The sequence below is a fragment of the Salegentibacter lacus genome, assembly GCF_020164555.1.
GTDB lineage: Bacteria > Bacteroidota > Bacteroidia > Flavobacteriales > Flavobacteriaceae > Salegentibacter > Salegentibacter lacus.
Genome location: NZ_JAIQZB010000017.1, coordinates 32,510 through 55,222, shown reverse-complemented (window position 1 = coordinate 55,222; position 22,713 = coordinate 32,510). Strand labels below are relative to the sequence as shown.

Genomic DNA, 22,713 nt, shown 5'->3' with positions numbered 1-22,713 from the left:
TTTTATTCAAATTTAAACAAACAGAAAAACAATTTTTAGTCGTTAAAATAGAAACCATTAGGCCCTACTCCCACTTCTATATTTTCAATTAATTCTCCACTGGTAGTATAAATTTCCACAAAACTGTTGGAAGCAAAGTCTCCACCATCAGCGATATAAATTCTGTCATTTTCTACTTCAAAACCATACATTACCCCATAATCTGAATTGGAAGTATAAGAAAATAAAGCTTCCTCTGGTACCGTATCAGCGCTTTCTTCCATCATAAATACGGAATTACCTATGGTATAGTAAATCATATCATTTTCAAATTCAAGATTACCTGCGTTTCCGGCGTCAGAATTAATCTCAAATTCAACTAAAAGTTCTCCGGTGGCTAAATCAATTTTCTCTAATTTATTAGAACTTAAGGCGTAAAGCACTCCGTCCTCAATTTCAAAAGAATTTAGAGTTTCTTCAGTACCAATCGTGGTGATAATTTCATCTGAATTAGAATCAATCACCGCTATTTCATTACCCGTCCCAAATGCAGCCTTTTGCACATAGATTAATCCATCTTCTTCATGAATATACTCAAGCACGGTATTTGTTTCTATAGTTTGTTCAATTTCCAGAGTTTCCAAATCAATTATTGCTATAAAATCGTCAAATTCGGTTATTCCGGGAGCTTCATAATTACCCTGATTGGTTACATAAATTTTTCCATTTTCAATAACTCCATATCTTGGAGATAATAGGCCACTATCAATCCTATCTACATATTCAAAAGTATAACGATCAACTATGGTTATCATATTTGATCCATTAGAAACAATATAAGCTAAGTCTTCATTAAAGAAAATTGACTGTATATATTGTCCAGGATCATCTTCTGCATTTACCTGCTGATAAATTTCATTTTCAACATTTTGTAAATCATTATCTATAAAAGTAACCGAACCGCCACCGGAACCGCCTTCATTTAGAACAAAAAACCCATCAGAGTAAGCTTGCTCTGGTTGTGGTTCTTCAATTGGATCAACAATATCATCATCGCTGCTACATGAATTCAAAAAGAAGCCACTCAAAATGGCCATAGTTAATAGTTTACTGATTCTTTTCATTGGTTTTAAAATTTAGCAATAAGCTGAGCAAATAGAGGGATTTAAATAATTTGGTTGTTATCTATTTTGCCTCCAGCATCATGCTGGTTAAAAATTAAGGTTTAGGTATATATTAAAATTTCTGCCGGGCATCCACCGGTCTTCTACACTTCGGTATTCTTCATCAAAAAAATTAAGCACTCTTGCACCAATTTTATAAGTATTTTTCTTGCCAAAATTATATGACAACCCAAGGTTTGAAACTAAATAGGCATCCATATTATAGCGGGAATTATTATCAGATCTGGTATAAACTTCCCCATTGTAAAGCAACTGATAATCTATGCTGAAATCTTTGAAAGCATAAGTGAGTGACCCTGTAGCCTTGTGAAAGGGAACATAAATAAGCTGGTAACCGGTATTCATATTTTCAGAAACCGTATAGGCATAGGTACCTGAAGCGCTTATTTGATGGCCTTTAAAAATTTGTTTCTGCCAACCGGTTAGCACTTCAATACCATAAGTTTCCACACTTTCTTCGTTCCTGGGGCGCCACATTCCAGTTTCGGATGGCAACCACCGAATCATATCATCAATTTGAATATAATATCCGGTAAGGCTAAATTTGAAGTCTTTATGTTTAAAATGATTTCCCAGTTCTACCTGATTGGAAGTTTCGGGGTTAAGCTCTGGATTTCCTGCTCCCGCCCAGTATAAGTCATTGTAGGTAGGAATTCTAAAATTCCTGGAAATATTCATCTTTAAGCTATAGAAATCGTTAAATTTATAATGTGTGCCTGCAGAAAATAACAATGGACTCTCATAATTATCGGTTATTTCTTTTCTAATTCCCAATTCGTATTGAAATTTCTGAAACGGCCTGTGTTTCATTAATACTGCCGAAGAAAAGATGTTTCGGGTATTCTCTGTAATTCCAGAGCCGTTGCCATCGGTATAGGTATTTGTTAATACGGAATTAAGTTCCAGGGTTTTTGATACCGAATAATTCAAATCGTATTTACCAATAAAGGTTTGTGCATCTCCTGAAGAATAGTTTTCAGTAGCTATATTCGCGTAATACCGGTAGTTCTCATCCAGAAGTGCCAGCCGGGCCACCGAGACAAAATCTCCAAATTCACTTACCCATTCCAGTAGGTTTCGGGTATCAAAATTCTGATATTTTGTTTTGGTTTCCGAAGGACGAATAAGTGAGAAATGCCTTTCCCCGTCAAAAATTTCACTGTAAAATTTTAAAGTGCTTTTTTCATTTAATCGGTAAGCAAAACCCAGGTTTAGATTGTTGTTATAAAATTCACCGTTTTCGTTCTTTTTACCTTCAATGGGCCATTCATAGTCATTATCTGAAGAATTCCGGGCCGCAGCAACACTTAAACTCCATTTATTTCCTGAAGTTTTTACTTTATACCGGGCATCCAGAGTATTAAAACTTCCATATTTCAAAAAGATATCCTGCTTCGTCTTTTCGCTAAAATCAAGATTCGTATTTAAATGCACAGTTCCACCAATAGCTCCGGTACCGTAAACTACACTTCCTCCCCCACCGCGAACACTAATATTATCGTATCCGGCAGCGTTTAGTGTGTTGAAATCGGTTTGGCCATTAAACTGTGAATTAATATTAATCCCATTCCATAAAACTGCAGTTTGTGAAGCGCTCGTGCCTCGAAAAGAAGGTGAGGAAACCATCCCCAGGCCATTTTCTTTAAAATAGATATTAGTATTAAAATTTAAGGCTGAAGTTAGCAGCGCCCCGTTTTTCTTTAAAATTGAATCATTTAAAACAGTAACCTGCTGGCCGGTAGAAAAATCTTTCAACTTGGTATCGGTCAAAAATACCTCGTCCAAAACGTTTAATGTGTCGTTTTGAGCAAGTACCGGCAAGCCACAAAGCAGGCCAAGGAATATAGTATAAAAGTGCGTTTTTTTCATCTGCCCTCTGACTTTTATCCCGAAAGTCTAAGAATTTATTGGTTATATTCTGGCAGGTCTCCTGGCTCGCGTCTTGTTGTTTACCTTCCCATCCCTAAAAAGGAACAGTGGTTTTTGAAGTGATAACAACAAGCATTCCGATGTAAAAATCGGAACTAAGCTTACAGTTGCGGGAACAGCTCAGGCTTTGCAAAGTTTGAAATATGAAATGAAATATTTCTAATTTCCTACTTCTTCCTGATTCCCTTTTAATCGGCATGAAAAAATCACATCCGAACCAAAAATTTCAATGCGAAATTAAACATTTATCTGAGTTGCAACGATAAAATTCTAAATAATCTTACTTTTGAGAATTCCTGTTTTAAATAAAATCACTTTAATTCAATTTCATTTAACCAATTAAAAAATGAAAATAAAGACTGTAAAAAGGCTTAATTTCTTACTCCTGTTTTTAGTATTTACCGCCTGCAAAAACGAGCAAAACAATCAAAATACAGTTTCTGCTCAACCTGAAAAATCCATTGATTTAAGCTATGCTAACAATTTTAGTATCAGTGATTTCGGAGATTATTATATTTTAGATATAGAAACACCCTGGCCGGATGCTGAAAAGACTTTTACTTACCTTCTTACGAGAAAAAATACTGAGATCCCAGAAGATTTAAACTACGATCAAAAAGTAAAAATTCCGATAGAGAAAATGGTGGTGACTTCTACTACACATATTCCGGCGTTAGAAGCTTTAAATGAAGAAACCAGCCTAAAAGGATTTCCCGGTCTTGATTATATTTCTTCAGAAAAAACCAGAAAACTAATTAATTCAGGAAAAATTAAGGAATTAGGGAAGAACGAAAACATCAACACCGAAGTGCTTATAAATCTTGATCCTCAATTAGTGATTGGTTTTGCCATAGACGGAAATAATAAAACATTTGAAACTATTCAGAAAACTGGAATTCCCGTTATGTACAACGGCGATTGGACTGAAAAAACTCCTTTGGGAAAAGCCGAATGGATTAAATTCTTCGGCGTATTTTACGATAAATTAGATGAAGCTGAAAAAATTTTTAATGAAATAGAAACCGATTATACTAAGGCGAAAGAATTAGCAAAATCGGCAGAAAAGACTCCGAAAGTTCTAAGCGGAGCAATGTACAAAGACCAGTGGTATTTACCGTACGGAAATTCCTGGCAGGCCCAATTTATAAAAGATGCTAATGCTAATTATATTTATGCCGATACAGAAGGTAACGGTAGTATGGCTTTATCTTTTGAAAATGTACTTGACAAAGCCCAGGATTCCGATTTTTGGATAAGCGCGGGACAATATACTTCTTATACACAGCTTTTAAAAGAATCTCAACATTACCAGCAATTTGAAGCCGTACAGAATAAAAATGTTTACAGCGTAAGCCTAACCAAAGGAGAAACCGGTGGTGTACTATACTTTGAACTTGGCCCTCAACGCCCGGATTTGGTCCTGAAAGATTTAGTTTCAATTTTTCATCCCGATTTACTATCAGATTACCAAACCACATTTTTTAAGGCGTTGAAAGATTAATCTTCTGCTTGGAATTTGAACTCAAATAGAAATTTGTCCATTGTAATAGATATAGGCTAATATTGTATTATCCTTCTTCTTTAATTTTATCTCCTCATTTTATTTCAGATATTTACATCGAAATAAATCACCGGCCTTGTTGCAGTCCCAAAAATATGTACTTCCACTTCTACTCCTTTTTTTTGGGGTAATCTTTCTGGGTTTTTTAAACATCAGTTTGGGCTCAGTAAATATTCCATTTAAAGATGTTTTTGCGTCAATTTTTAATTTAGAAGTTTCTAAAGAAACCTGGCGATATATAATTGTGGAATACCGGTTACCCAAAGCAATCACAGCAATCATAACCGGCTCCGGACTTGCCATTAGCGGGCTTTTAATGCAAACCCTATTTCGCAATCCCCTTGCTGGACCCTATGTTTTAGGCTTGAGCAGTGGTGCCAGTTTGGGTGTGGCAATTGTTATTATGGGAGCTTCGGTCTTTGGGGGCGCTTTTGCCGGTATTTTACTTTCAAAATGGAGTTTGGTTATTGCTTCCAGCTTAGGGAGTTTACTGGTGCTTATCGCCGTCATGCTTGCTTCGCTTCGACTTCGCGATACTATGGCTATTCTAATTATAGGTTTAATGTTTGCAAGTTTAACCGCTGCAGTGGTAAGCGTGCTTTCATATTTTAGTCCGGCAGCCCAACTTCAGCAATATGTATTCTGGTCTTTTGGAAGTTTGGGCGATCTCTCCTGGAATGAAGTTGGAATTCTGGCAATGTTTTGGTTTGTGGGAATAATTTTAGCGGTTTCCTGTATAAAAAACCTCAACACCTTATTACTGGGCGAACAATATGCCAAAAGCCTGGGTGTAAGTATTCAAAAAAACCGACTTATTATAATAATTGCTACCAGTTTACTTGCAGGAAGCATAACCGCTTTTGCCGGGCCAATTGCTTTTGTAGGTTTAGCCGTTCCGCATTTGATTCGGCAAATAATTCCTGTAAATAACCACAGTATTTTAGTTCCTGCCGTTATTTTGGGCGGTGCAGCTTTAATGCTTATTTGTGATATCGCCGCACAAATGCCGGGACAGGAATATACTTTACCTATAAATGCTATAACTTCGCTAATTGGCGCACCGGTAGTAATTTGGCTTTTAGTGCGTAAACGCAAATTTTTATTCTGAAGTTGAACCATACTGAAAAACATAGCATCCTTAAAACCATTGATCTTGATATTGGTTACAGTAATAAAACCGAAAAAACCATTATTACTGAAGCGATTAATATTGAAGTAAACGAAGGGGAATTGGTTGCTGTTATTGGCGTTAACGGAGTCGGAAAATCTACATTTTTAAGAACTTTAAGCGGAGTTCAGGATGCGCTGAAGGGAAAAGTATTGGTTAAAAATGAGCAAATTCAGGATATAGATTCTTTAGAACTTGCTTCTTTAGTGAGTCTCGTGCTCACCGAACAACCTATTTCCAAAAATTTAAGCGTTTTTGAACTGGTAGCGCTTGGCCGACAACCCTATACCAATTGGATTGGGAGATTAAGTAAAAACGATTTACGCCAAATCAAAAAATCTTTGCAGAATGTAGGGATTGAAGATTTGCAGCACAAAAAATGCTACGAGTTAAGTGATGGCCAGCTTCAAAAAGTGTTAATTGCCCGTGCCATTGCCCAAAATACGCCACTGGTTATTTTAGATGAACCCACCACGCATTTAGATCTATATCATAAAGCCTACGTACTGAAATTGCTCAAAAAACTCACCCGGAAAACAAATAAAGCCATTGTTTTTGCCTCGCACGAAATTAACCTGGCAATTCAGCTTTGTGATAAGATTATTTTGATGCAAAACAATAAAGTTACCACCGGTTCTCCTAAAGAACTACTGGAATCAGGAGCATTTTCTACTGTTTTTCCGGAAGGGTTAATCGTTTTTGATAAAGCTTCAGCTTCATTTAAAATTAATCCTTAATTATCTTTCAAAAAGTATTTTAAGCCAAAAGTGAAGTTGTTGGAATAAAAGTTTTTAAGGGTATAGAATTCGGCTTGCGTATTAAGATGGAGATACTTCGTGATTGGCCATACCACACTCCCACGATACCTTTGAAATTCATCGGAAAACGTATCCAGAAAATATCCGGCGTCAAGGTTAATCTTCCATAAATTATTTTCATTTACATATTCATAAGCCATTCCTAAACCGCCATAAAATCTTTCATCTAAAGTCCAATATGGAAAGCCGCTAGATCTATTAGAATTACCCAACATTCCTGAAAATTCGGTATAAGGTCTAAATTTGGCCATTTTATTCAGTTTAAAATCCATAGATAAACTGGTAAGGGCCTGCACATCCATTATATCTTCGTCGTTATAATGGTTTCCTTCTAAATAAAAAACAGCCTGAAATTTCTTTTTAAACCGAAGTTCTTCATATACATTTAATTGTGTTTGATAAATATCCAGAGTATAAGCCGGGCCGGTAATTGCCGGTTTTCTAAAAAATTGAAAGGAGCTATACAAGCTGTCTTTTGCGATAGAAGCTGAAGCTTCTAAATGAAGATAGGCTTTCCCTGCTTCATTAAATTCCAGCCGTGTTCCCAAACCATAATTAAATTTTTCAATTCTTTCCCTGGTTTTAAACCTGTAAACCAAGCCGTATAACTCCATGTCTTCATTACTCTCCAATTCGCCCTGGAACGGAATTGCATAGGCATTATAACGATTTAGCCCAAATTGATGTTGATTGTACTTCTGATCTCGAGTACCATACACGGCTTCTATACCCACAGACGTTGGATCTAACCTATCACTAATAATATTACTGCCAATTTGTAAAAAATCACCTTCAGTTAACCTTAGATTTTGCTTTATTTTAGAAGCGACCTCTGGATAAAAGAAAGATGGATATTCTTTTAATAAAAATCTTTTTTGTTCAGTATTAAGATAAACAACGCTACTATTTAGTTGTGTTCTTATGCGTTCTTTATTGATTGAATTTGGCAATTCTGAAGCGAGCTCCCAGGCTTTAAGCATTTCGCTACGTCCTAAATAATATTCAGTCATAAAAACCTGAATAGCTTCCTTTTCTTTTGGATTAGCCTTTTTAGAATAATTTGCATACAAACGCTCTACTTCGCTGAAATTCTCCAGAGAGTATAACCATTGCATTCGTTCAACTAAAGGGAAACCCGAAGCGCAGGAAGACCATTCCAGGGCTTTTCTATAACTTCCCTGGCCGCCATAAGTATAGGCGATTGTTGTTGCCAAATGTTTTAAGTCTTCGCGGCAAGGTTCTATTTCCAATAATTCCTGTGCGGCTCTTTTATCCTTATCGGCAATAAGATATTCTATATAAAGTGGAAAATTCTTTTCTTCTAAAAATTCATATTCCCCTGATTGCACCCGCCAGTCAACTATGGCACTTTCAGGAATGTCTTCACTGCATTTAGACCAGGAAATTGCCTTTTCATACTCTTTAGCATCGGCAAATACCCAAGATATTGTAGAAGCCGCCAGGCTAAAATCTTCCCGACAAGGTTCTATATCCTTTACCAAATTAAAAGCTGCTTCAGGATGTTTATCGTTAAGCAGTAAGAAATAGGCAAAACGCTCTTCATCTACCTCAGTGTTTTCTATAAGTTTCAGTAATTCTTCTCTACTTAACTGCACATCGGTATCATTTCCAAAATAAGCTATAAAATTTCTTCTAAGTTTTACATTTTCGGGACGCAACTCTATTTGTCTAAGCATCCAGCGCTTTCTGGTTTCAAGATCTGAATAATCGCTTTGACTTGTGAATTCTGATGAAAGATTTACGTAAACTGAAGATTTATCCTGGCTGTATTTTTTTTCCAGCAAAGGCCAGATCTCATTTTGCCGACTTTCCCAACCTAAATACTGAAATAGATTCGTCCAATCCTCACGTTCAAATTGGTTACTTTGAGAAATTTTAGATTTTAAATCATTTATTTCTTTTTCAATATCACCAAGTTCTTGTGAAGCTTCTACCAAAAGATAAGATTCATAATTTTCCATTAGTCCGCCTAGTAAATTTTCAGAATATTTATTATCAAACTTCGGTAAGCTTAATGTTTTTTCCTGGGTTTGAATATTGAAAAGAAACCCCTCTAAAAAAGGAGTTTTGGTAAATTTAAGTTGCTTACTTTTCAGGTAATCTTCAGCCTCAACAGTATTTTTTTCTGAAATATAGGCGAACCAGAAGTTTTGGTTCTCGCTATTTTGAATACTTGCAGCAACTTCAACTTCACTATCATTTTCAGTAAAATTATAAGGTATTTCCCTCCAGTTTTGAGTAATTTTTGCTGCTTCTGAAACTTTTAAAAATCGAATCAAAGGAAAGGTTTTCTTTACATCTTTAATGTACTGACGAAACCTTGGAAATAAACCCGGAGACCCATCTTCTGAAACTTTCCAACCATAAGAGTTTATATTCCTTAAAGTATAATCACCCGCACTTTCCAGGGGCTCCTCCCCGGGAATCTGGTAAATATCATCCGGGTGAATAAAATGCGTCCATAAGCCCGTATAGAGATATAAAGATTGCTGATTGAATTGCCTGGTAGAAGTCAAAGCAAAGCCGCTGGTGATTCGTGGAAAATTAAAAAAATGGTTATTATAAGGTTCACTATCAAATTCTCTATCTCCACCGTCTTCAAAATTTCCCAGGTAAATACTGGCATTGTATATAATTTTGGGTATATTCTCTTCTAAGGCAACAAAGCCAATACTATCTATAGTATTAGATGGTGGTACATAAGAAACTGGTAATTCACCATAACCCAGCGCCGACCAGCGTTTTTTTACCGCTTGAAGACTTAAGCCCATATAGTTTTTATTGGGCCATTCTTCAATTGTAAGAGAAGCGTGATTGTAACCGTGTAAAGCTACTTCATGAATAGAATTATCAAACTCTACCATTAGTTTATCTGCTGCATTGGCACCATTCGAACCTGTTAAGACAGACTGTTCCCATTCTGGAAAATTAAACGGCGGCGATGTACGATTAGAATAATCAAAACAAACATAAGCTGAATACTCCAGTCCTTCTTCCCTGGCTAGTTTAAGCATATCTTTCCACCAAACTTCCGTATAAAAACGTGCCTGACTAATATTCATTTCTGATTGTATCGGCTCCATTTTCACGTTATAAAGCGGCGCCGGGAAATCGTCTAACATGATACTTGATACATTTGCTATGGGGTAAGGCACACCCTCTAAACCCTGCAAAATTGCAGCAAAGAATAATCCTCTCTCCCGTTTTTCTGAATACTGGTCTGTATTAAATGAAATTACCGAACCATTGCCTATTTTATTTCTTATTATCAAAGGATAATCTTCTACAGAAATTGAAGTGGCTATAATCTCAATATCATCTTTGAAGTTATCGGCTTGCAGGCCAAAATGTTTATTTCCATTTCTATATTTTTTTCCTTTTAATGCCGGAAGAAAATTTGACTGGAATAAAAACCCCTGTGCTGCAGTATCAATTTGAAAGCCTGCATCTCCCTTTACTCCCGCTAAAAATCCATAATTTTTATTAGTGCCTACCGAAGGAATAAATATATGGCCGCCTTTTGCAACAAAATCAATTAGATAATTCATTGCCAATTTATTCAATCGTTCAAGATCATAAACTACAATTACCTTTGCAGAATTAGCTACTTCAGGTTTCTCATTAAAATCAAATCTATTTATTTCATTGTAAGGAATTTTAGCGTAATTAAGCGCTTTTCTAATATGCCTACTATTCTGAATGCTTAAATCATTTCCAGGCTCCTGGAGATAAGTTACCAAAGGAGTACTACTCATTTGGTCATACTCCACCCTTGGATTATCTGCTTCTATCTTTTCCTCATCTATATCTTTCGCGCAACCTGTTACAAATAGGAAAAACGCTATAAAAATTGCTTTTAATACTCGGATTGATAAGTATATTTTCATCAAAATAATAGTTGATTAATATTACTAGCACGCTCCCTGTTCTCAATCTGGTAGACTTTTAAATTTTTATCTTCATAATACACTCCAACATTTCTTCCTTTTAATTCTAAAAGTTCAATTCTTTCAATAGTTAAATCTCTTTGTTTGCTAATTATTTTTTGCATAGCTACCTTGCTTTCCTTTTTATCCTCATAGACAAAGACATACATTGTTTCGGGTAAAATAATATCGGGGTTATTCTGCAGGTATTGTAAGTTGTCTTTATACCTATTGAATCTTCTATCTCGCTCTATGTAGGTATTATTAAAATAATCGTAGTTATAATAATAATGACTGTTCTTACTAAAACTGAAGTATGGTAAAGCATTCACAACCGCATACGAATAAGGTAAATTATCTGATTGTATTTTTGAGTAAGCCTCAAAAATCATATTTTCTGTTTTACTTTCTTCAAAATTTAAAGTCGCAACAGGCGGAAAAGTCAAGAATGTAAGTGCCGCAATTACTGAAGCACCTATTCCTACTTCCAGACGTGTTCCTACCCGGGACGAAAAATTAAAAATGGAAAACAGATTAACTATTACGTTAAGAACAATACCAAAGAATATGGGAATGAATATGCAAAGCACCTGACTTAAAACATCCAGGTCAACCAAAACTTTGTCTAACCGGTAAACTCCGAATAAAACGTTTATAAAAATAAGAAAGACAATACTGGCTAACCATTTTTTTGGTTTTTTAATATAGCTGTACACCGTAATAATCAAAAAAGCCAAAGCTGCTATCTGGTAATAATACATAAGGTCTTTTAATGGAGCAACTAAATGTGGATTATAGGTGTAAGTATCAAAAGAGTAGAAATTAGATGAAATAAATTCGCCGAAATCCTCTTTAGTGATAAATGCAGCAACACCATAAATTACTCCTATAAAAGCTACAGAAGAAAAATAGGCTAGAAAGATTTGTGTGATTTGCCTTAAATTATCTTTAAGCTTAAAAAAGAAAAGTATGATTAAATAAGGAAATACAAGTAGAATGCCAACAAATAAGTCTAACAATAGAATAGCACTAAACAACGCAATTAACCAATTAAATTTAGCCTTTTTATTAAACCGAAAACTTTGAGGATAAATACAGAAAAACATAGTAGGCAAAGCAATAATAAGCGCGGTAAAAACCGATTTGTGCTCGGCAAGCAACTCTATATTTATAGGCAGAAAGGCATAAAAAAGCGCAAAACTTAAACCTGCGAATATACCGGGAGCGTGTTTTCTTGAAATTTTAAAAACTATCCAATAAATTATTAAGGAAAGCAAAGCCGATTCTAAGAGTCCAAAAGATTGCAAAGCTTGTGCGTTGGTAATGTGAGTTAATTTAGCGTATAGATTTATAAGTAAATAATCTCCCATCATTTCCCCAGATTGAAAAAACCAAGTTTTAGAAGATATACCGTTTATAAAATCCAGTTTACTGAACCAGGCCGGAGAAAGTGTATAAATGTCCTCTTGAAAAAGTGAACTTCGGGAAATATATGTTACTACCGGTAACAAAAGCCCTATGGCTAATTGCCAGTTTTTATTGTATTGGGAAAGTCCGTGTTCTGGATGTTTATATGTTGGTTTAATAATATTATCTCTATCCAGAAAATTCTGGCCTCTTTCAAGTTTTATGGTAACATATAAAATAATTCGGGTGTAAATTTTGCGTAGCTGACCTTTTATCGAATGATTAAAATTAAGGTTCATAAAGGTTAAAATAGTCAGGGCAATTACAATACTTATTATAACGAAGAGATCAAAAATATTGGCTAGAATCAATATAAAACCACCGAGCAACACGGCAGCCATAACCAGTGTAATGGTTGGAACCAGGAAGTTTAAGGCTGTTTGTGCCGAAATCCTGGTAGAAATTATGCGATGTATTAATAAAATTAATACAAACAACAGAATGATCCTCAAGGGGCCGGTTAATAGGTAGGGTTCTAAAAACATATAAAAAATTTCAACCTTAATCAGGAATATCTTGTAAGTCTATTTTCCCAATAAAATAGGGCCAATTGGTCTGCTCTAATCTTTGTTTAATAGCTTTTTTTAATTCTGGTGTCTCAGCATATTCAATTAAAACAACCGGGACTTCATATTTCTTGTAAACTTCATTAAGTTCCTCTAAAAGCTGTTTAAATACTTCTTCATCTCTCAATTGATATTTGCTGTATAAAAAATTAAAATCTGTAGCTATGCTTTCTTTTGCTACCGATTCTATATAAGGATGAGTATCTTTTATAATCGAAACTCCGGCATTTTGCATTAAATAAATATTGGGATAAACTATATTTAAAACCTTTAAAAAATCAATTAATGCCTCCTTCTTCTCTGGAGTAGGCCCAAATTCTGTATAATTATCAATATTATCTAAAAACATTCCGTCCAGTCCTTTTTTCATATTGTAATCAAAAATGGCCATTAGCGCTTCCCGTGTTTCTTCATTTTCAATATCCAAAATATGGCTATTCCATATTTCATTTTTTCCGAAGGTGAAATCTTTTAATACGGGAAAGTGGGCTGCAGCTTCATTTACTTCTCCAAGACTTATGTAGGCTAAAACCGTATTGTTGTTTTGTTTTAAAACAGCGATATCTTCACTATCAAAATGTGCACTTTCTATAACCAGAATTTCATAGCCTGAAACCTCTGCCGGATAAAAATCGCCATAAGTGAAAAGCACCTGCTTTTCCTGAGTAAGTTTTTGGGCGACCGACTGGGCAGTATTTAAACAAATTGCGCCTGTTATCATAAGTATTTTAATAAGATGCATAATAGTAATAATCCAGATTTTTAAAGAAACTGTATGTTTCCCGTGTGGTGAGCGTTGCAAATAGTAAGGAGCCTACCAGCATTCCAATAACGCTGTATTCATAGGAGACCCATCTACTTAAAAGAACCCCAATTATAAAATTGACTAAAAAAGCGCTTATAATAGCAATAAGTGGTTTTCTATGTTGCCCTAACGTATAAAGATACAATACATTAAGCATCCCCAGGCTAAGAAATAAATAGCCAATACTTCCAAGAATACAAACTTTTATGCTCAAAGGACTAAGAATTTCATCAAAACCAGAGGTATATCCCCAGGGTTGTGTAACGATAAGATATAATAATACAGCAATACCAGAGGCACTAAGTGCAAAGAGACGTAAATGTTTAAAGTACATCCTTTTCATTTTATCGTTGAAACTCTGAAAATCTGAATAATTTGTTTGTAATTGATGAAAATCCATGTGCCGTATGTAGGAATGAATTGCATATTCCATTACCCCACCTAATAAAAAGAAAATTAGAATAGCGAGATCCATTCCTATCTCATAATCTTTTTCGTAATATATTATATAGGGAATATCTCTGTTTAAAGTAGAAGACCACGCAACAATCCTGTCCAGGAAAACAAAAAGAAAAATAAACGTTCCGTATAAGAAGTAATTAAAATTTCGATATAACGAAAGCATTACTTTAGGCTTCTTTTTTACCGCTGTGTTATTTTTTAGTTTATAATAAAAGAAAGTATAGATATAACCTACTGAAATTAAAGAAGCAACTAGAATACCAATCCAATGAATAAAATACGGATGCAAATCAGTATAAAAATGAAGGAAAAGTGCCAAAGCAGTACCTACAAAAACGCTTAAAGAAAGCATCCATCTTTGTTTTAAGGCGTATAAGGGCGCTAAAACTAAGAGGAGAAACCCTATAAACAGGGCATAAACAAAAGTAATCACCACAAATAGAAAGCTGTAGAGTGGAATAACAAAATTGATAATTACCGAAAATACGAAAAAACCTAATATAGCAATAGTCCCGTTTTTTATAATTTGTATGGTAGAATACCTGGCCATATGGTAATCTTTGTTATACCAATAGTACGATACTTGTTTCCCTATAACCTGTACAAAGCCCGCACTGGTAATAAATCCAATAATCACCCCAAGCACTACCGAGGTAGATTGCAGGTTATTAAAGTGTGAGTAGGTCCATAAAGAAAATCCAAATAATATTATAGCAAACACCTGGAGAAAAACCGGAAATAAATGAAAAAGCCCAGAACTGTAATCTACAAGAAAGCGTTTAGTATTTTTTGTAGTAATATATTCGGTTAGAGCCAGCCTTTTATAGGTTTTTGCCTCGGCAATACGCTGGTTATTATTTTTAAGATTTGCCAGGGTTATGGCATCGTAAGCTTTATAAATATAGTTTGAAAGATGCATTATACTTTCAAATCCATAATCTTCTTTTACATCTACTTCCCTAATTCCAAAAGATTCTATTGTGGCAGCAACTACAAAAACATTCACAGGTTTACCGTTACGCTCTTTAACCGCAACCACAAGTTTAGCAATAGCTTTAATTTGATCTTTATTCATTTTCAGGAAAAATCTTCAATCTTGGTAAGCTTTTTTTCTACTTTGCCTGTTTTTACAATCTCTTCATAAATTGCTTCATATTCTCCTATAAATTTAGATAAGGTAAAATTACCTAAGACTCTTTCCCTGGCATTTTTCCCCATAGTTTTTCTTAAATTTTCATTTAAAAGCAATTTAAGCACATTTTTACCAATCTCTTCGGCATCCTTTGGTTTGCAGGTAAAACCACAGCTATCATCAAGCGCTTCTTTTACTCCGCCCACATCGGTAGAGACCACGGGGATACCGCAACCCATAGATTCAATAACTGTATAAGGAAATCCTTCAGAAATAGAAGTTAAGATGGAAATATCTCCCTCTAGAAAAACGTCCTGCGGATTACTCCTTGTTCCCATCAACTTAAAATTGTTTTGTAAATCTAATTCTGCGATAAGATCAAGACATTCTTTGGTATATTCAGGCACGGCATCATCATCACCATAAACCAGGTATTGCACGTTGGCAATGGTTCTCTTAACTACGGCGCAAGATCTAATCATAGTAAGAATATCTTTTAATTCGAATATCCTTGCCAAGGCTACTACTGTAGGAATATCTTTTAGGTGCGCCGGTTTTGGACCAGGTTTAAATACATTAGGATCAATACCGTTATAAATTATTCTAAATTTCTCCGGATCGGCACCATACCATTTTTCCCATTTTTGATTGAATTTATTTACCGAAATAATTACCTCGGCCTTATGATAAACCAAACGGGCAATGGCTTCAGAAAACCGAATAAGTAAATTCTTTAGAAAATACGGGTATTCTGAATTATTAATGGCCAGTAACCTTTCTCTTATAAAAACTCCGTGCTCCGTTAATATAATAGGCGTCCCGTACTTATAATGCGCAATAAGCGCCGGGATTACGGGAAATCCGCTAAGAGTTAAATGGGATACATCTACCCTGGGAATATTTACAATGGCAAGAGGGATCAAAAATCTGTAAATCCAGCGTAAACCAATGGTGATATCTATTAAAGAAGCATCAGGGTTACGTTCCCCGATAATAAATTCTGCAAGGGTATCTCGATAAGTTAACCAAACCTGCTCATTTCTAATGGTTTCTTTATAATCGTAATCTTCAAAATAAAACCACAGTTGGTGAAAAATTATATCAAGGTCCTCAATATCCCTGTCGTCGCTATAAATAAATTCCAGTAAACCTCTAAAAATAGGAATAAACTTTTGGGCAACTACCTCATCATTAGTCCATTCCTTTTTAGCTACCGTTTTGTAATATTCCTCCCCGTAACTTATATAGTCATAAGGCTCATCTGGAGTCCAAAGAGGAACTTGTATTACTTCGCTAATATTATCGCTTAGTTTATACTTAAATTCCTTCTCGAAAGAAGCATTTATAGAATACAATTTAAAATCTACATTACTAACCCTGTTGCATAAAGTATGCGCCCAGGTAGAGACGCCGCCTCCATTAAAAGGGTAGGTACCTTCCAAAATAAGCAATACAGATGGTTTAGCCATTAAAACGCTTTGTGCCAAAAATATGTTAAAATCATTCACTTGGCAACTTCTATATCATAAATTTTGAATACAAAACTTAAATTTAAATTTGCTCGTTAATTTGATAAATATTCAGGCCTGTAGGATTTTATCTTATAAAGAATGATTCTTTTTAATGACAATTTATGTAATGTAATTTCACTTACATTTGTAGGAAATTTACCGCTACTATGAACTTCTTTAAAATAAGCACCTATATGCTATGTTGCTTATTACTTTCCTGCTTTGAACATAAGGCACAGGAACCGATAGTAAATATAGATTACCGTCACGAAATGCAGCAGTTTGTAATTGAGCTAAGTGAAGCTACAAAAGCTGATGATCCTAATTTTATTATTATACCCCAAAATGGCGTTCAGCTGGTTTCAAAAAAGTGCAATTCTCATAAAACTCCTGCATTAGATTATTTAAATGCTATAGACGCGGTAGCCCAGGAAGATCTTTTTTATGGTTATCCTAAGTTCAACCAAATCACACCAAAAGCTGACAATACATATTTGAGAGAATACCTTGATCTCGCAAAAGAATATGGAAAACAAGTACTTGTTACAGATTATTGCTACAATCCTCAACTAATGAAGAACTCGTATCAGCTAAATGAAGAGAACAATTACATTTCTTTTGCTGCGTCAAGCCGAGGGCTGGATAGAATTCCTGTATATTCGGTTTTTAATGAAAACAGCAAAGACATAAATGTACTTACTGAAGCACAGAACTTCTTATATCTGATTAACTACGCTGAATATTCTAATAAGCAAGACCTAATTGCTGAACTTTCCTTTACTAATTACGACCTAATTGTAATGGATCTATTTTTTAACAACGAAACATTCACCTCTGAAGAAATTAAGCAGTTGAAAAAGAAGAAAAACGGTGGAGACCGATTAGTAATTGCTTATATGTCTATTGGTGAAGCTGAAAATTACCGTTTCTACTGGAAAGATAAGTGGAGTTCTAATTATCCAAACTGGCTTGTAGAAGAGAATCCCTATTGGGAAGGAAATTTTAAGGTAGAATACTGGAACGAGGATTGGAAAAAAATAATATATGGAAGCGAAAACGCGTATCTAACCAAAATAACTAATGCCGACTTTGACGGTGTTTATCTGGATATTATAGACGGTTATCAGTATTTTGAAGCCAAAGAATAATTTAAATCCCTGCTAATCTAAGTCCGAAATTTTAAAACAATTCGGGCAAATAAGTATCTTTGAGAAAACTCCTGTTTCCCAATGAACGATTACTTACTTATTGCTTTAATTTTTGCCGCTTTACTGCTCGGACTTTACTTCGGAAAACTTATTTCAGGATTAAAAAATAAAAATAAAGAGGCTATTCTTGAGGAAAAAAACAATCAATTATTACTTACAAACGAAGATCTTAAGATTCAACTAAACAGCAATTTAGAGAATTATAAATCTGAATTATCAGATTATAAAAATACCGCTAAACTACAGGCTGAAAAACTAGAAAACGAACGAGAAGAAATACGTAGAGAAAAAGATTTTTTAAATACTGAACTCACCCGTAGAAATGCCGAATTTAAAAACTTAGAAAAAAGAAATAAAGAGCAAAAGAATGAAGTTGAACAACTTCAGAAGAAATTTGAAAAAGAATTTGAAAACCTCGCCAATAAAATTCTAGAGCAAAAATCTGAGAAATTCACGCTTCAGAATAAAGAAAACATTCAGAATATATTAAATCCTTTGCAGGAAAAAATTCTTCATTTTGAAAAACGCATCGAAGAGGGAAATAAAGAAAGTATAGACCGCCACGCGATGCTCCGGCAGCAAATTATAGGGTTAAAAGAGCTTAACGAACAAATGAGCAAGGAAGCCACCAACCTTACTAAAGCGCTAAAAGGTGACACTAAAACGCAGGGGAACTGGGGCGAAATGATCCTGGAGCGGGTCCTGGAACGCAGCGGACTGCAAAAAGGCAGCGAATATACGGTACAGCAAAGTTTCACCAATGCCGATGGAAAACGGGTTTTACCCGATGTGGTGATTAATCTTCCCGGCGATAAAAAGATGATTGTAGATTCTAAAGTTTCTCTTAATGCCTACGAGCGCTACAGCAATGAAACCGAAGAAACCGACAGGAAACAACATTTAAAAAATCATCTTACGGCCATTAGAAATCGGGTAAACGAACTCGGCAGCAAAAATTATCATCAATTATACCAGATGGAAAGCCCGGATTTTGTCTTGCTTTTTATCCCTATTGAAGCTGCTTTTGCCGTAGCTTCAAACGAATATCCTGGATTGTATTCTGAAGCTTTTGATAAAAATATTATAATCGTTACGCCCACTACCCTGCTTGCCGTACTCAAAACCATAGACAGTATGTGGCAAAACGAGAAACAAAAGCAAAATGCCATTGCTATCGCCACTCAGGCAGGTGCTTTGTACGATTCGTTTACCGCATTGACCGAAGAGCTTACCAAAATCGGAAGGCAGTTGGGAACAGTTCAGAATTCCTATGAAGGAGCGATGAAAAAGCTTACCGGAAAAGGTAATCTACTTCGCCGGGTAGAAAAACTCAAAAAACTGGGCGCGAAAGCCAGTAAACAAATAGATCCTAAAATGCTTTCAGCTATAGATGAAGAAGAGATTGAATAAAATCAAACTATTACTTAACATGAAAATAACTACAAAATCGCTTTTCAGTCTGTTATTGTTCAGCTTTTTTATACTGAATTTTTCTGCACAGGAGATTTATTTTCCCGAAAGCGGAAACTGGGAAGAAAAAGATCCAGCTACTTTTAGTTTAGATTTTTCTGAAGCGGTTCAGTTTGCTGAAGCCAATGAATATTCAGAATCCAAAGATTTACGACAGGCAATTTTAAAAGGATTTCAGCACGAACCTTATCACGAAATATTAGGCCCTACAAAAAGACGTGGTGGCCCGGCAGGGATGATTTTAAAAGATGGTTATCTCGTAGCTAAATGGGGTGATACCAAACGCGTAGATATGACGTTTAGCGTTACTAAGAGCTTTCTATCTACAACGGCTCTACTAGCTTTTGATAAAAATCTGATTGCCGATTTGGAAGATCGGGTAGTGAATTACGTTTGGGACGATACTTTTGAAGGCGAACACAATTCAAAAATCACCTGGAAACACTTGCTTGAGCAAAACTCAGATTGGAGTGGGGAACTCTGGGGTTCTTACGATTGGGCCGACAGGCCATCGCAGGAAGAAACCATAGACGATTGGAGAAATCGAGAACTTCACGAACCCGGAACGCATTTTAAATACAACGATGTTCGAGTGAATGTACTTGCCTATTCATTATTAAACGTTTTTAGAAAACCACTCCCCACAGTTTTAAAAGAAGAAATTATGGATCCAATCAACGCCTCATCCAGCTGGCGTTGGTTAGGTTATGAGAATTCCTGGGCTACCATAGACGGGTTCAAAATGCAATCGGTTAGCGGTGGTGGGCATTCCGGAGGCGGAATGTTTATCAATACCGAAGATATGGCGCGTTTTGGCTTGTTATTTATGAATAACGGTAATTGGAATAGAGAACAATTAATTTCAGAAGATCTTATTGAAGAAGCGGTCCAGCCTTCAGCTACCAATCCAAATTATGGATATATGTGGTGGTTAAATGTCGATGGGCCCAGACAATGGAAAAATAGAGATAAAGACATATTTTATGCGGCAGGTTTCGGCGGAAATTTTATTATTGTAGATCGTAAAGAAAACTTGGTAATTGTTACCCGCTGGCTGGAACCTTCTAAAGTAGAAGAATTTATTCATAAAATTTATAATTAAAAGAATATGAGAAAAACACTTTTTGGCATTTTGGGAGGCATTGTACTCCTGTTTATAGCCTGGTTTGCCTTTATTTATTTTGTACCCTATAGTGAAGGTACAAGAAGTGGCGAGCTAATCAAATTCAGTAAAAAAGGTGTGATTTCAAAAACCTGGGAAGGAGAAATGAGCCAGGGTATTAGTGGTGCCCAAATCTTTCAATTCTCAGTTTTAGACAGCAATCAGGAATCGATTGAAGCGCTACAGGAGAACGAAGGCAATTACGTTAGGCTTAAATATGTAGAACGTTATGCAACTTTTTTCTTTTGGGGCGATACTAAATATTTTATAACCGAAGTAGAAGAAGCTGAATCCCCTCACTTTAGAGACCGATAATTTATGACTCAATTTAAACACGTAAAAGACTCACAGGTAGATATTTCAGAATTAATGCTGCCTTCCCATTCAAATTTCAACGGGAAAATTCACGGGGGCTACGTACTCTCCCTAATGGACCGCATTGCATTTGCCTGCGCCTCCAAACATTCAGGTGCCTATTGTGTGACCGCGAGTGTGGATACCGTAGATTTTCTAAAACCTATAGAAATTGGCGAACTGGTAACTATGAAAGCTTCCGTAAATTACGTTGGCAATAGTTCTATGGTAATTGGAATTCGTGTAGAGGCCGAAAATATTAGGACCGGAGAGGTAAAACATTGCAATTCTTCCTATTTCACAATGGTAGCTAAAACCGAGGACGGAAAATCATTGCAGGTCCCCGGGTTAATTCTAACTAACGAACACGATATACGCCGATTTGCGAAAAGTATAAAACGTAATAAGATGAAGCTGAATCGTAAAAAAGAGTTTCACGAGACCGATTTTTCTTCGGAAGAATATGTGCACTTATTGGAAAAATATAAGGTAAAAATCGAAATTTAAGGCATCAGTTTGAAATTTAACGGATTTATAGCGGCGATTTTTGTAGCGATAATCATCGCCTATTTTTTTCCGGAAGGGATTGTACTTTTCCCTTTAAAAACCATTACCGATATTGGGATTGGTTTTATTTTCTTTTTCTACGGATTAAAATTATCTCCCGCTGAATTTAAATTGGGTCTTCTGAATTACAAAGTTCATATCGTAATTCAGTTAACCACATTTATAGTATTTCCGTTATTGGCGCTTCTGTGTTTACCGCTTTTTGAAGCAGGGACAGGTTCAGATCTTTGGATCGCCCTGTTTTTCCTGGGTACACTACCCTCCACCGTTTCGTCTTCAATCGTTATGGTTTCACTGGCCAAAGGGAATTTACCTACCGCTATTTTTAACGCCAGTCTTTCTGGTTTAATCGGGATATTTGCCACACCCATTTGGTTAAGTTTCTTCCTGAGTGGAAGCGCTGATTTTGAATTTCTGGATGTACTTATAAAGTTATGCTGGCAAATAATTATTCCCTTAATATTGGGATTATTTCTACAAAAATTTCTTGGAGATTTCGCTAGAAAACATAGCAAGAAATTAGGCTTATTAGACAAAACTACTATTATACTAATTGTTTACTCCAGCTTTAGTAATTCGTTCACATCCAATATATTTAGCAGCGTAGAAACAGATGATTTACTTAAGCTAACGGGAATAGTAGTTTTGTTATTTTTCGTAGTATATTTTGGACTTGGACTAATTTGCAATTTCTTAGGATTCAACTTAAAAGACAAGATTACAGCGCAGTTCTGCGGAACTAAAAAATCCCTGGTACACGGCTCTGTAATGGTAAAAGTAATCTTTGGAAATTCAGCAAACACCGGGCTTTTATTGCTGCCCATTATGATCTATCATTCGTTGCAATTATTGTTGATCGCTTATTATGCTGAAAAATATAGAAAACGTGTAATTCGCATAGAAACTTCAGGAGAGGCGTTATAGATACTGCGCGATTTCAGCAATATTTATGGTGAAGAAAATCCAACCAAGAATAAATAGAAGTCCGCCAAGTGGCGTGATAGGGCCTAAAATCCTTATTTTCTTTCCTGCAGAAGCACTTAAGGTCAAACCATAAATACTGAAAGAAAACAGAAAAATTCCTATAATAAAAAACCAGGCAACAAGTTGCTGTGAGGTCTCCATAAAGGGAAAGACTATTCCTGAAATTATGAGCATAATTGCATGATACATCTGGTATTTTACGCCAGTTTCAAAACTTTTTAGCTGATCTTCAGTAAAACGTTTCTTTAGGGCGTGCGCTCCAAAAGCACCGAAAACCACGGCCAATGTGCCGTAAATTCCACCAATTATGAGTACAAGTTCTTTCATTAATTATAATTAAAATCCTGCGAGGTTTAAAAACCTTGCAGGATTTTTAGTTTATTAGGCTGTCTGAAAAAGTAAGATAAATCGTCATTCTGAATTTATTTCAGAATCTAAG

17 protein-coding genes and 1 riboswitch are annotated in these 22,713 nt (G+C 35.5%); of the genes, 9 read left to right on the top strand and 8 right to left on the bottom strand.

Translation table 11 applies throughout. From position 1 onward, the window contains the following. Window positions 1-35 precede the first annotated feature (35 nt). On the bottom strand, window positions 36-1,103 hold the full coding sequence (locus LB465_RS13855) for a YncE family protein (RefSeq protein WP_224470462.1): 1,068 nt from the start codon (window positions 1,101-1,103) through the stop codon (window positions 36-38). 87 nt (window positions 1,104-1,190) lie between these two features. Further along, entirely contained in the window at window positions 1,191-3,032 is a 1,842-nt protein-coding gene (locus tag LB465_RS13850; RefSeq protein WP_224470461.1) for a TonB-dependent receptor plug domain-containing protein, read from the bottom strand. A 34-nt stretch (window positions 3,033-3,066) separates the two neighbouring features. After that, a riboswitch (cobalamin riboswitch) is annotated at window positions 3,067-3,329 on the bottom strand. A 109-nt stretch (window positions 3,330-3,438) separates the two neighbouring features. Here LB465_RS13850 and LB465_RS13845 point away from each other — a divergent pair. The 3 genes from LB465_RS13845 (at window position 3,439) to LB465_RS13835 (ending at window position 6,558) form a co-directional block, all read left to right on the top strand. Next, window positions 3,439-4,593 (top strand): ABC transporter substrate-binding protein, encoded by a 1,155-nt coding sequence (locus tag LB465_RS13845; RefSeq protein ID WP_224470460.1) that lies wholly within the window; start codon window positions 3,439-3,441, stop codon window positions 4,591-4,593. A gap of 136 nt (window positions 4,594-4,729) precedes the next feature. Beyond that, complete coding sequence (locus LB465_RS13840) at window positions 4,730-5,761, top strand: FecCD family ABC transporter permease (protein WP_394370940.1); 1,032 nt, start codon at window positions 4,730-4,732, stop codon at window positions 5,759-5,761. 2 nt (window positions 5,762-5,763) lie between these two features. Next, window positions 5,764-6,558, top strand: coding sequence for an ABC transporter ATP-binding protein (locus tag LB465_RS13835; protein WP_224470459.1), 795 nt, complete (start codon window positions 5,764-5,766; stop codon window positions 6,556-6,558). On the opposite strand, the gene LB465_RS13830 is transcribed toward LB465_RS13835, so the two are convergent. The 5 genes from LB465_RS13830 to pelF are packed head-to-tail and all read right to left on the bottom strand — an operon-like array spanning window position 6,555 to window position 16,487. Next, on the bottom strand, window positions 6,555-10,547 hold the full coding sequence (locus LB465_RS13830) for a DUF2194 domain-containing protein (RefSeq protein ID WP_224470458.1): 3,993 nt from the start codon (window positions 10,545-10,547) through the stop codon (window positions 6,555-6,557). The genes LB465_RS13835 and LB465_RS13830 overlap by 4 nt on opposite strands. Next, complete coding sequence (locus tag LB465_RS13825; protein ID WP_224470457.1) at window positions 10,547-12,538, bottom strand: hypothetical protein; 1,992 nt, start codon at window positions 12,536-12,538, stop codon at window positions 10,547-10,549. Before LB465_RS13825 ends, LB465_RS13830 begins: the two co-directional genes overlap by 1 nt. A gap of 16 nt (window positions 12,539-12,554) precedes the next feature. Beyond that, entirely contained in the window at window positions 12,555-13,340 is a 786-nt protein-coding gene (locus LB465_RS13820) for an endo alpha-1,4 polygalactosaminidase (RefSeq protein ID WP_224470456.1), read from the bottom strand. Between the two features lie 7 nt (window positions 13,341-13,347). Further along, window positions 13,348-14,961, bottom strand: coding sequence for a hypothetical protein (locus LB465_RS13815; protein ID WP_224470455.1), 1,614 nt, complete (start codon window positions 14,959-14,961; stop codon window positions 13,348-13,350). Between the two features lie 2 nt (window positions 14,962-14,963). Then, entirely contained in the window at window positions 14,964-16,487 is a 1,524-nt protein-coding gene (gene pelF, locus LB465_RS13810; RefSeq protein WP_224470454.1) for a GT4 family glycosyltransferase PelF, read from the bottom strand. Between the two features lie 209 nt (window positions 16,488-16,696). On the opposite strand from pelF, the gene LB465_RS13805 reads away from it, so the two are divergent. The 6 genes from LB465_RS13805 to LB465_RS13780 all read left to right on the top strand — a co-directional run bounded on the left by LB465_RS13805 (window position 16,697) and on the right by LB465_RS13780 (window position 22,214). Continuing rightward, window positions 16,697-17,677, top strand: a complete 981-nt coding sequence (locus LB465_RS13805; protein ID WP_224470453.1) for an endo alpha-1,4 polygalactosaminidase — start codon at window positions 16,697-16,699, stop codon at window positions 17,675-17,677. An 81-nt stretch (window positions 17,678-17,758) separates the two neighbouring features. After that, window positions 17,759-19,147, top strand: a complete 1,389-nt coding sequence (gene rmuC / locus LB465_RS13800; protein WP_224470452.1) for a DNA recombination protein RmuC — start codon at window positions 17,759-17,761, stop codon at window positions 19,145-19,147. Between the two features lie 19 nt (window positions 19,148-19,166). Beyond that, complete coding sequence (locus LB465_RS13795; protein ID WP_224470451.1) at window positions 19,167-20,309, top strand: serine hydrolase domain-containing protein; 1,143 nt, start codon at window positions 19,167-19,169, stop codon at window positions 20,307-20,309. A gap of 6 nt (window positions 20,310-20,315) precedes the next feature. Next, window positions 20,316-20,684, top strand: a complete 369-nt coding sequence (locus LB465_RS13790) for a 6-phosphogluconate dehydrogenase (protein ID WP_224470450.1) — start codon at window positions 20,316-20,318, stop codon at window positions 20,682-20,684. Between the two features lie 3 nt (window positions 20,685-20,687). Next, window positions 20,688-21,230, top strand: a complete 543-nt coding sequence (locus tag LB465_RS13785; protein WP_224470449.1) for an acyl-CoA thioesterase — start codon at window positions 20,688-20,690, stop codon at window positions 21,228-21,230. 9 nt (window positions 21,231-21,239) lie between these two features. After that, a complete protein-coding gene (locus LB465_RS13780) occupies window positions 21,240-22,214 on the top strand; it encodes a bile acid:sodium symporter family protein (protein WP_224470448.1) in 975 nt (324 codons plus the stop codon). On the opposite strand, the gene LB465_RS13775 is transcribed toward LB465_RS13780, so the two are convergent. After that, entirely contained in the window at window positions 22,209-22,601 is a 393-nt protein-coding gene (locus LB465_RS13775) for a DUF423 domain-containing protein (protein WP_224470447.1), read from the bottom strand. The two genes, LB465_RS13780 and LB465_RS13775, sit on opposite strands and share 6 nt — an antisense overlap. Window positions 22,602-22,713: the final 112 nt, after the last annotated feature.

Coding starts and splice junctions, on each gene's coding strand:
- LB465_RS13855 (WP_224470462.1), bottom strand. CDS start 1,103: ATGAAAAGAATCAGTAAACTATTAACTATGGCCATTTTGAGTGGCTTC.
- LB465_RS13830 (WP_224470458.1), bottom strand. CDS start 10,547: ATGAAAATATACTTATCAATCCGAGTATTAAAAGCAATTTTTATAGCG.
- LB465_RS13825 (WP_224470457.1), bottom strand. CDS start 12,538: ATGTTTTTAGAACCCTACCTATTAACCGGCCCCTTGAGGATCATTCTG.
- LB465_RS13845 (WP_224470460.1), top strand. CDS start 3,439: ATGAAAATAAAGACTGTAAAAAGGCTTAATTTCTTACTCCTGTTTTTA.
- LB465_RS13850 (WP_224470461.1), bottom strand. CDS start 3,032: ATGAAAAAAACGCACTTTTATACTATATTCCTTGGCCTGCTTTGTGGC.
- LB465_RS13785 (WP_224470449.1), top strand. CDS start 20,688: ATGACTCAATTTAAACACGTAAAAGACTCACAGGTAGATATTTCAGAA.
- LB465_RS13815 (WP_224470455.1), bottom strand. CDS start 14,961: ATGAATAAAGATCAAATTAAAGCTATTGCTAAACTTGTGGTTGCGGTT.
- LB465_RS13820 (WP_224470456.1), bottom strand. CDS start 13,340: ATGATAACAGGCGCAATTTGTTTAAATACTGCCCAGTCGGTCGCCCAA.
- LB465_RS13790 (WP_224470450.1), top strand. CDS start 20,316: ATGAGAAAAACACTTTTTGGCATTTTGGGAGGCATTGTACTCCTGTTT.
- LB465_RS13795 (WP_224470451.1), top strand. CDS start 19,167: ATGAAAATAACTACAAAATCGCTTTTCAGTCTGTTATTGTTCAGCTTT.
- rmuC (WP_224470452.1), top strand. CDS start 17,759: ATGAACGATTACTTACTTATTGCTTTAATTTTTGCCGCTTTACTGCTC.
- pelF (WP_224470454.1), bottom strand. CDS start 16,487: ATGGCTAAACCATCTGTATTGCTTATTTTGGAAGGTACCTACCCTTTT.
- LB465_RS13775 (WP_224470447.1), bottom strand. CDS start 22,601: ATGAAAGAACTTGTACTCATAATTGGTGGAATTTACGGCACATTGGCC.
- LB465_RS13805 (WP_224470453.1), top strand. CDS start 16,697: ATGAACTTCTTTAAAATAAGCACCTATATGCTATGTTGCTTATTACTT.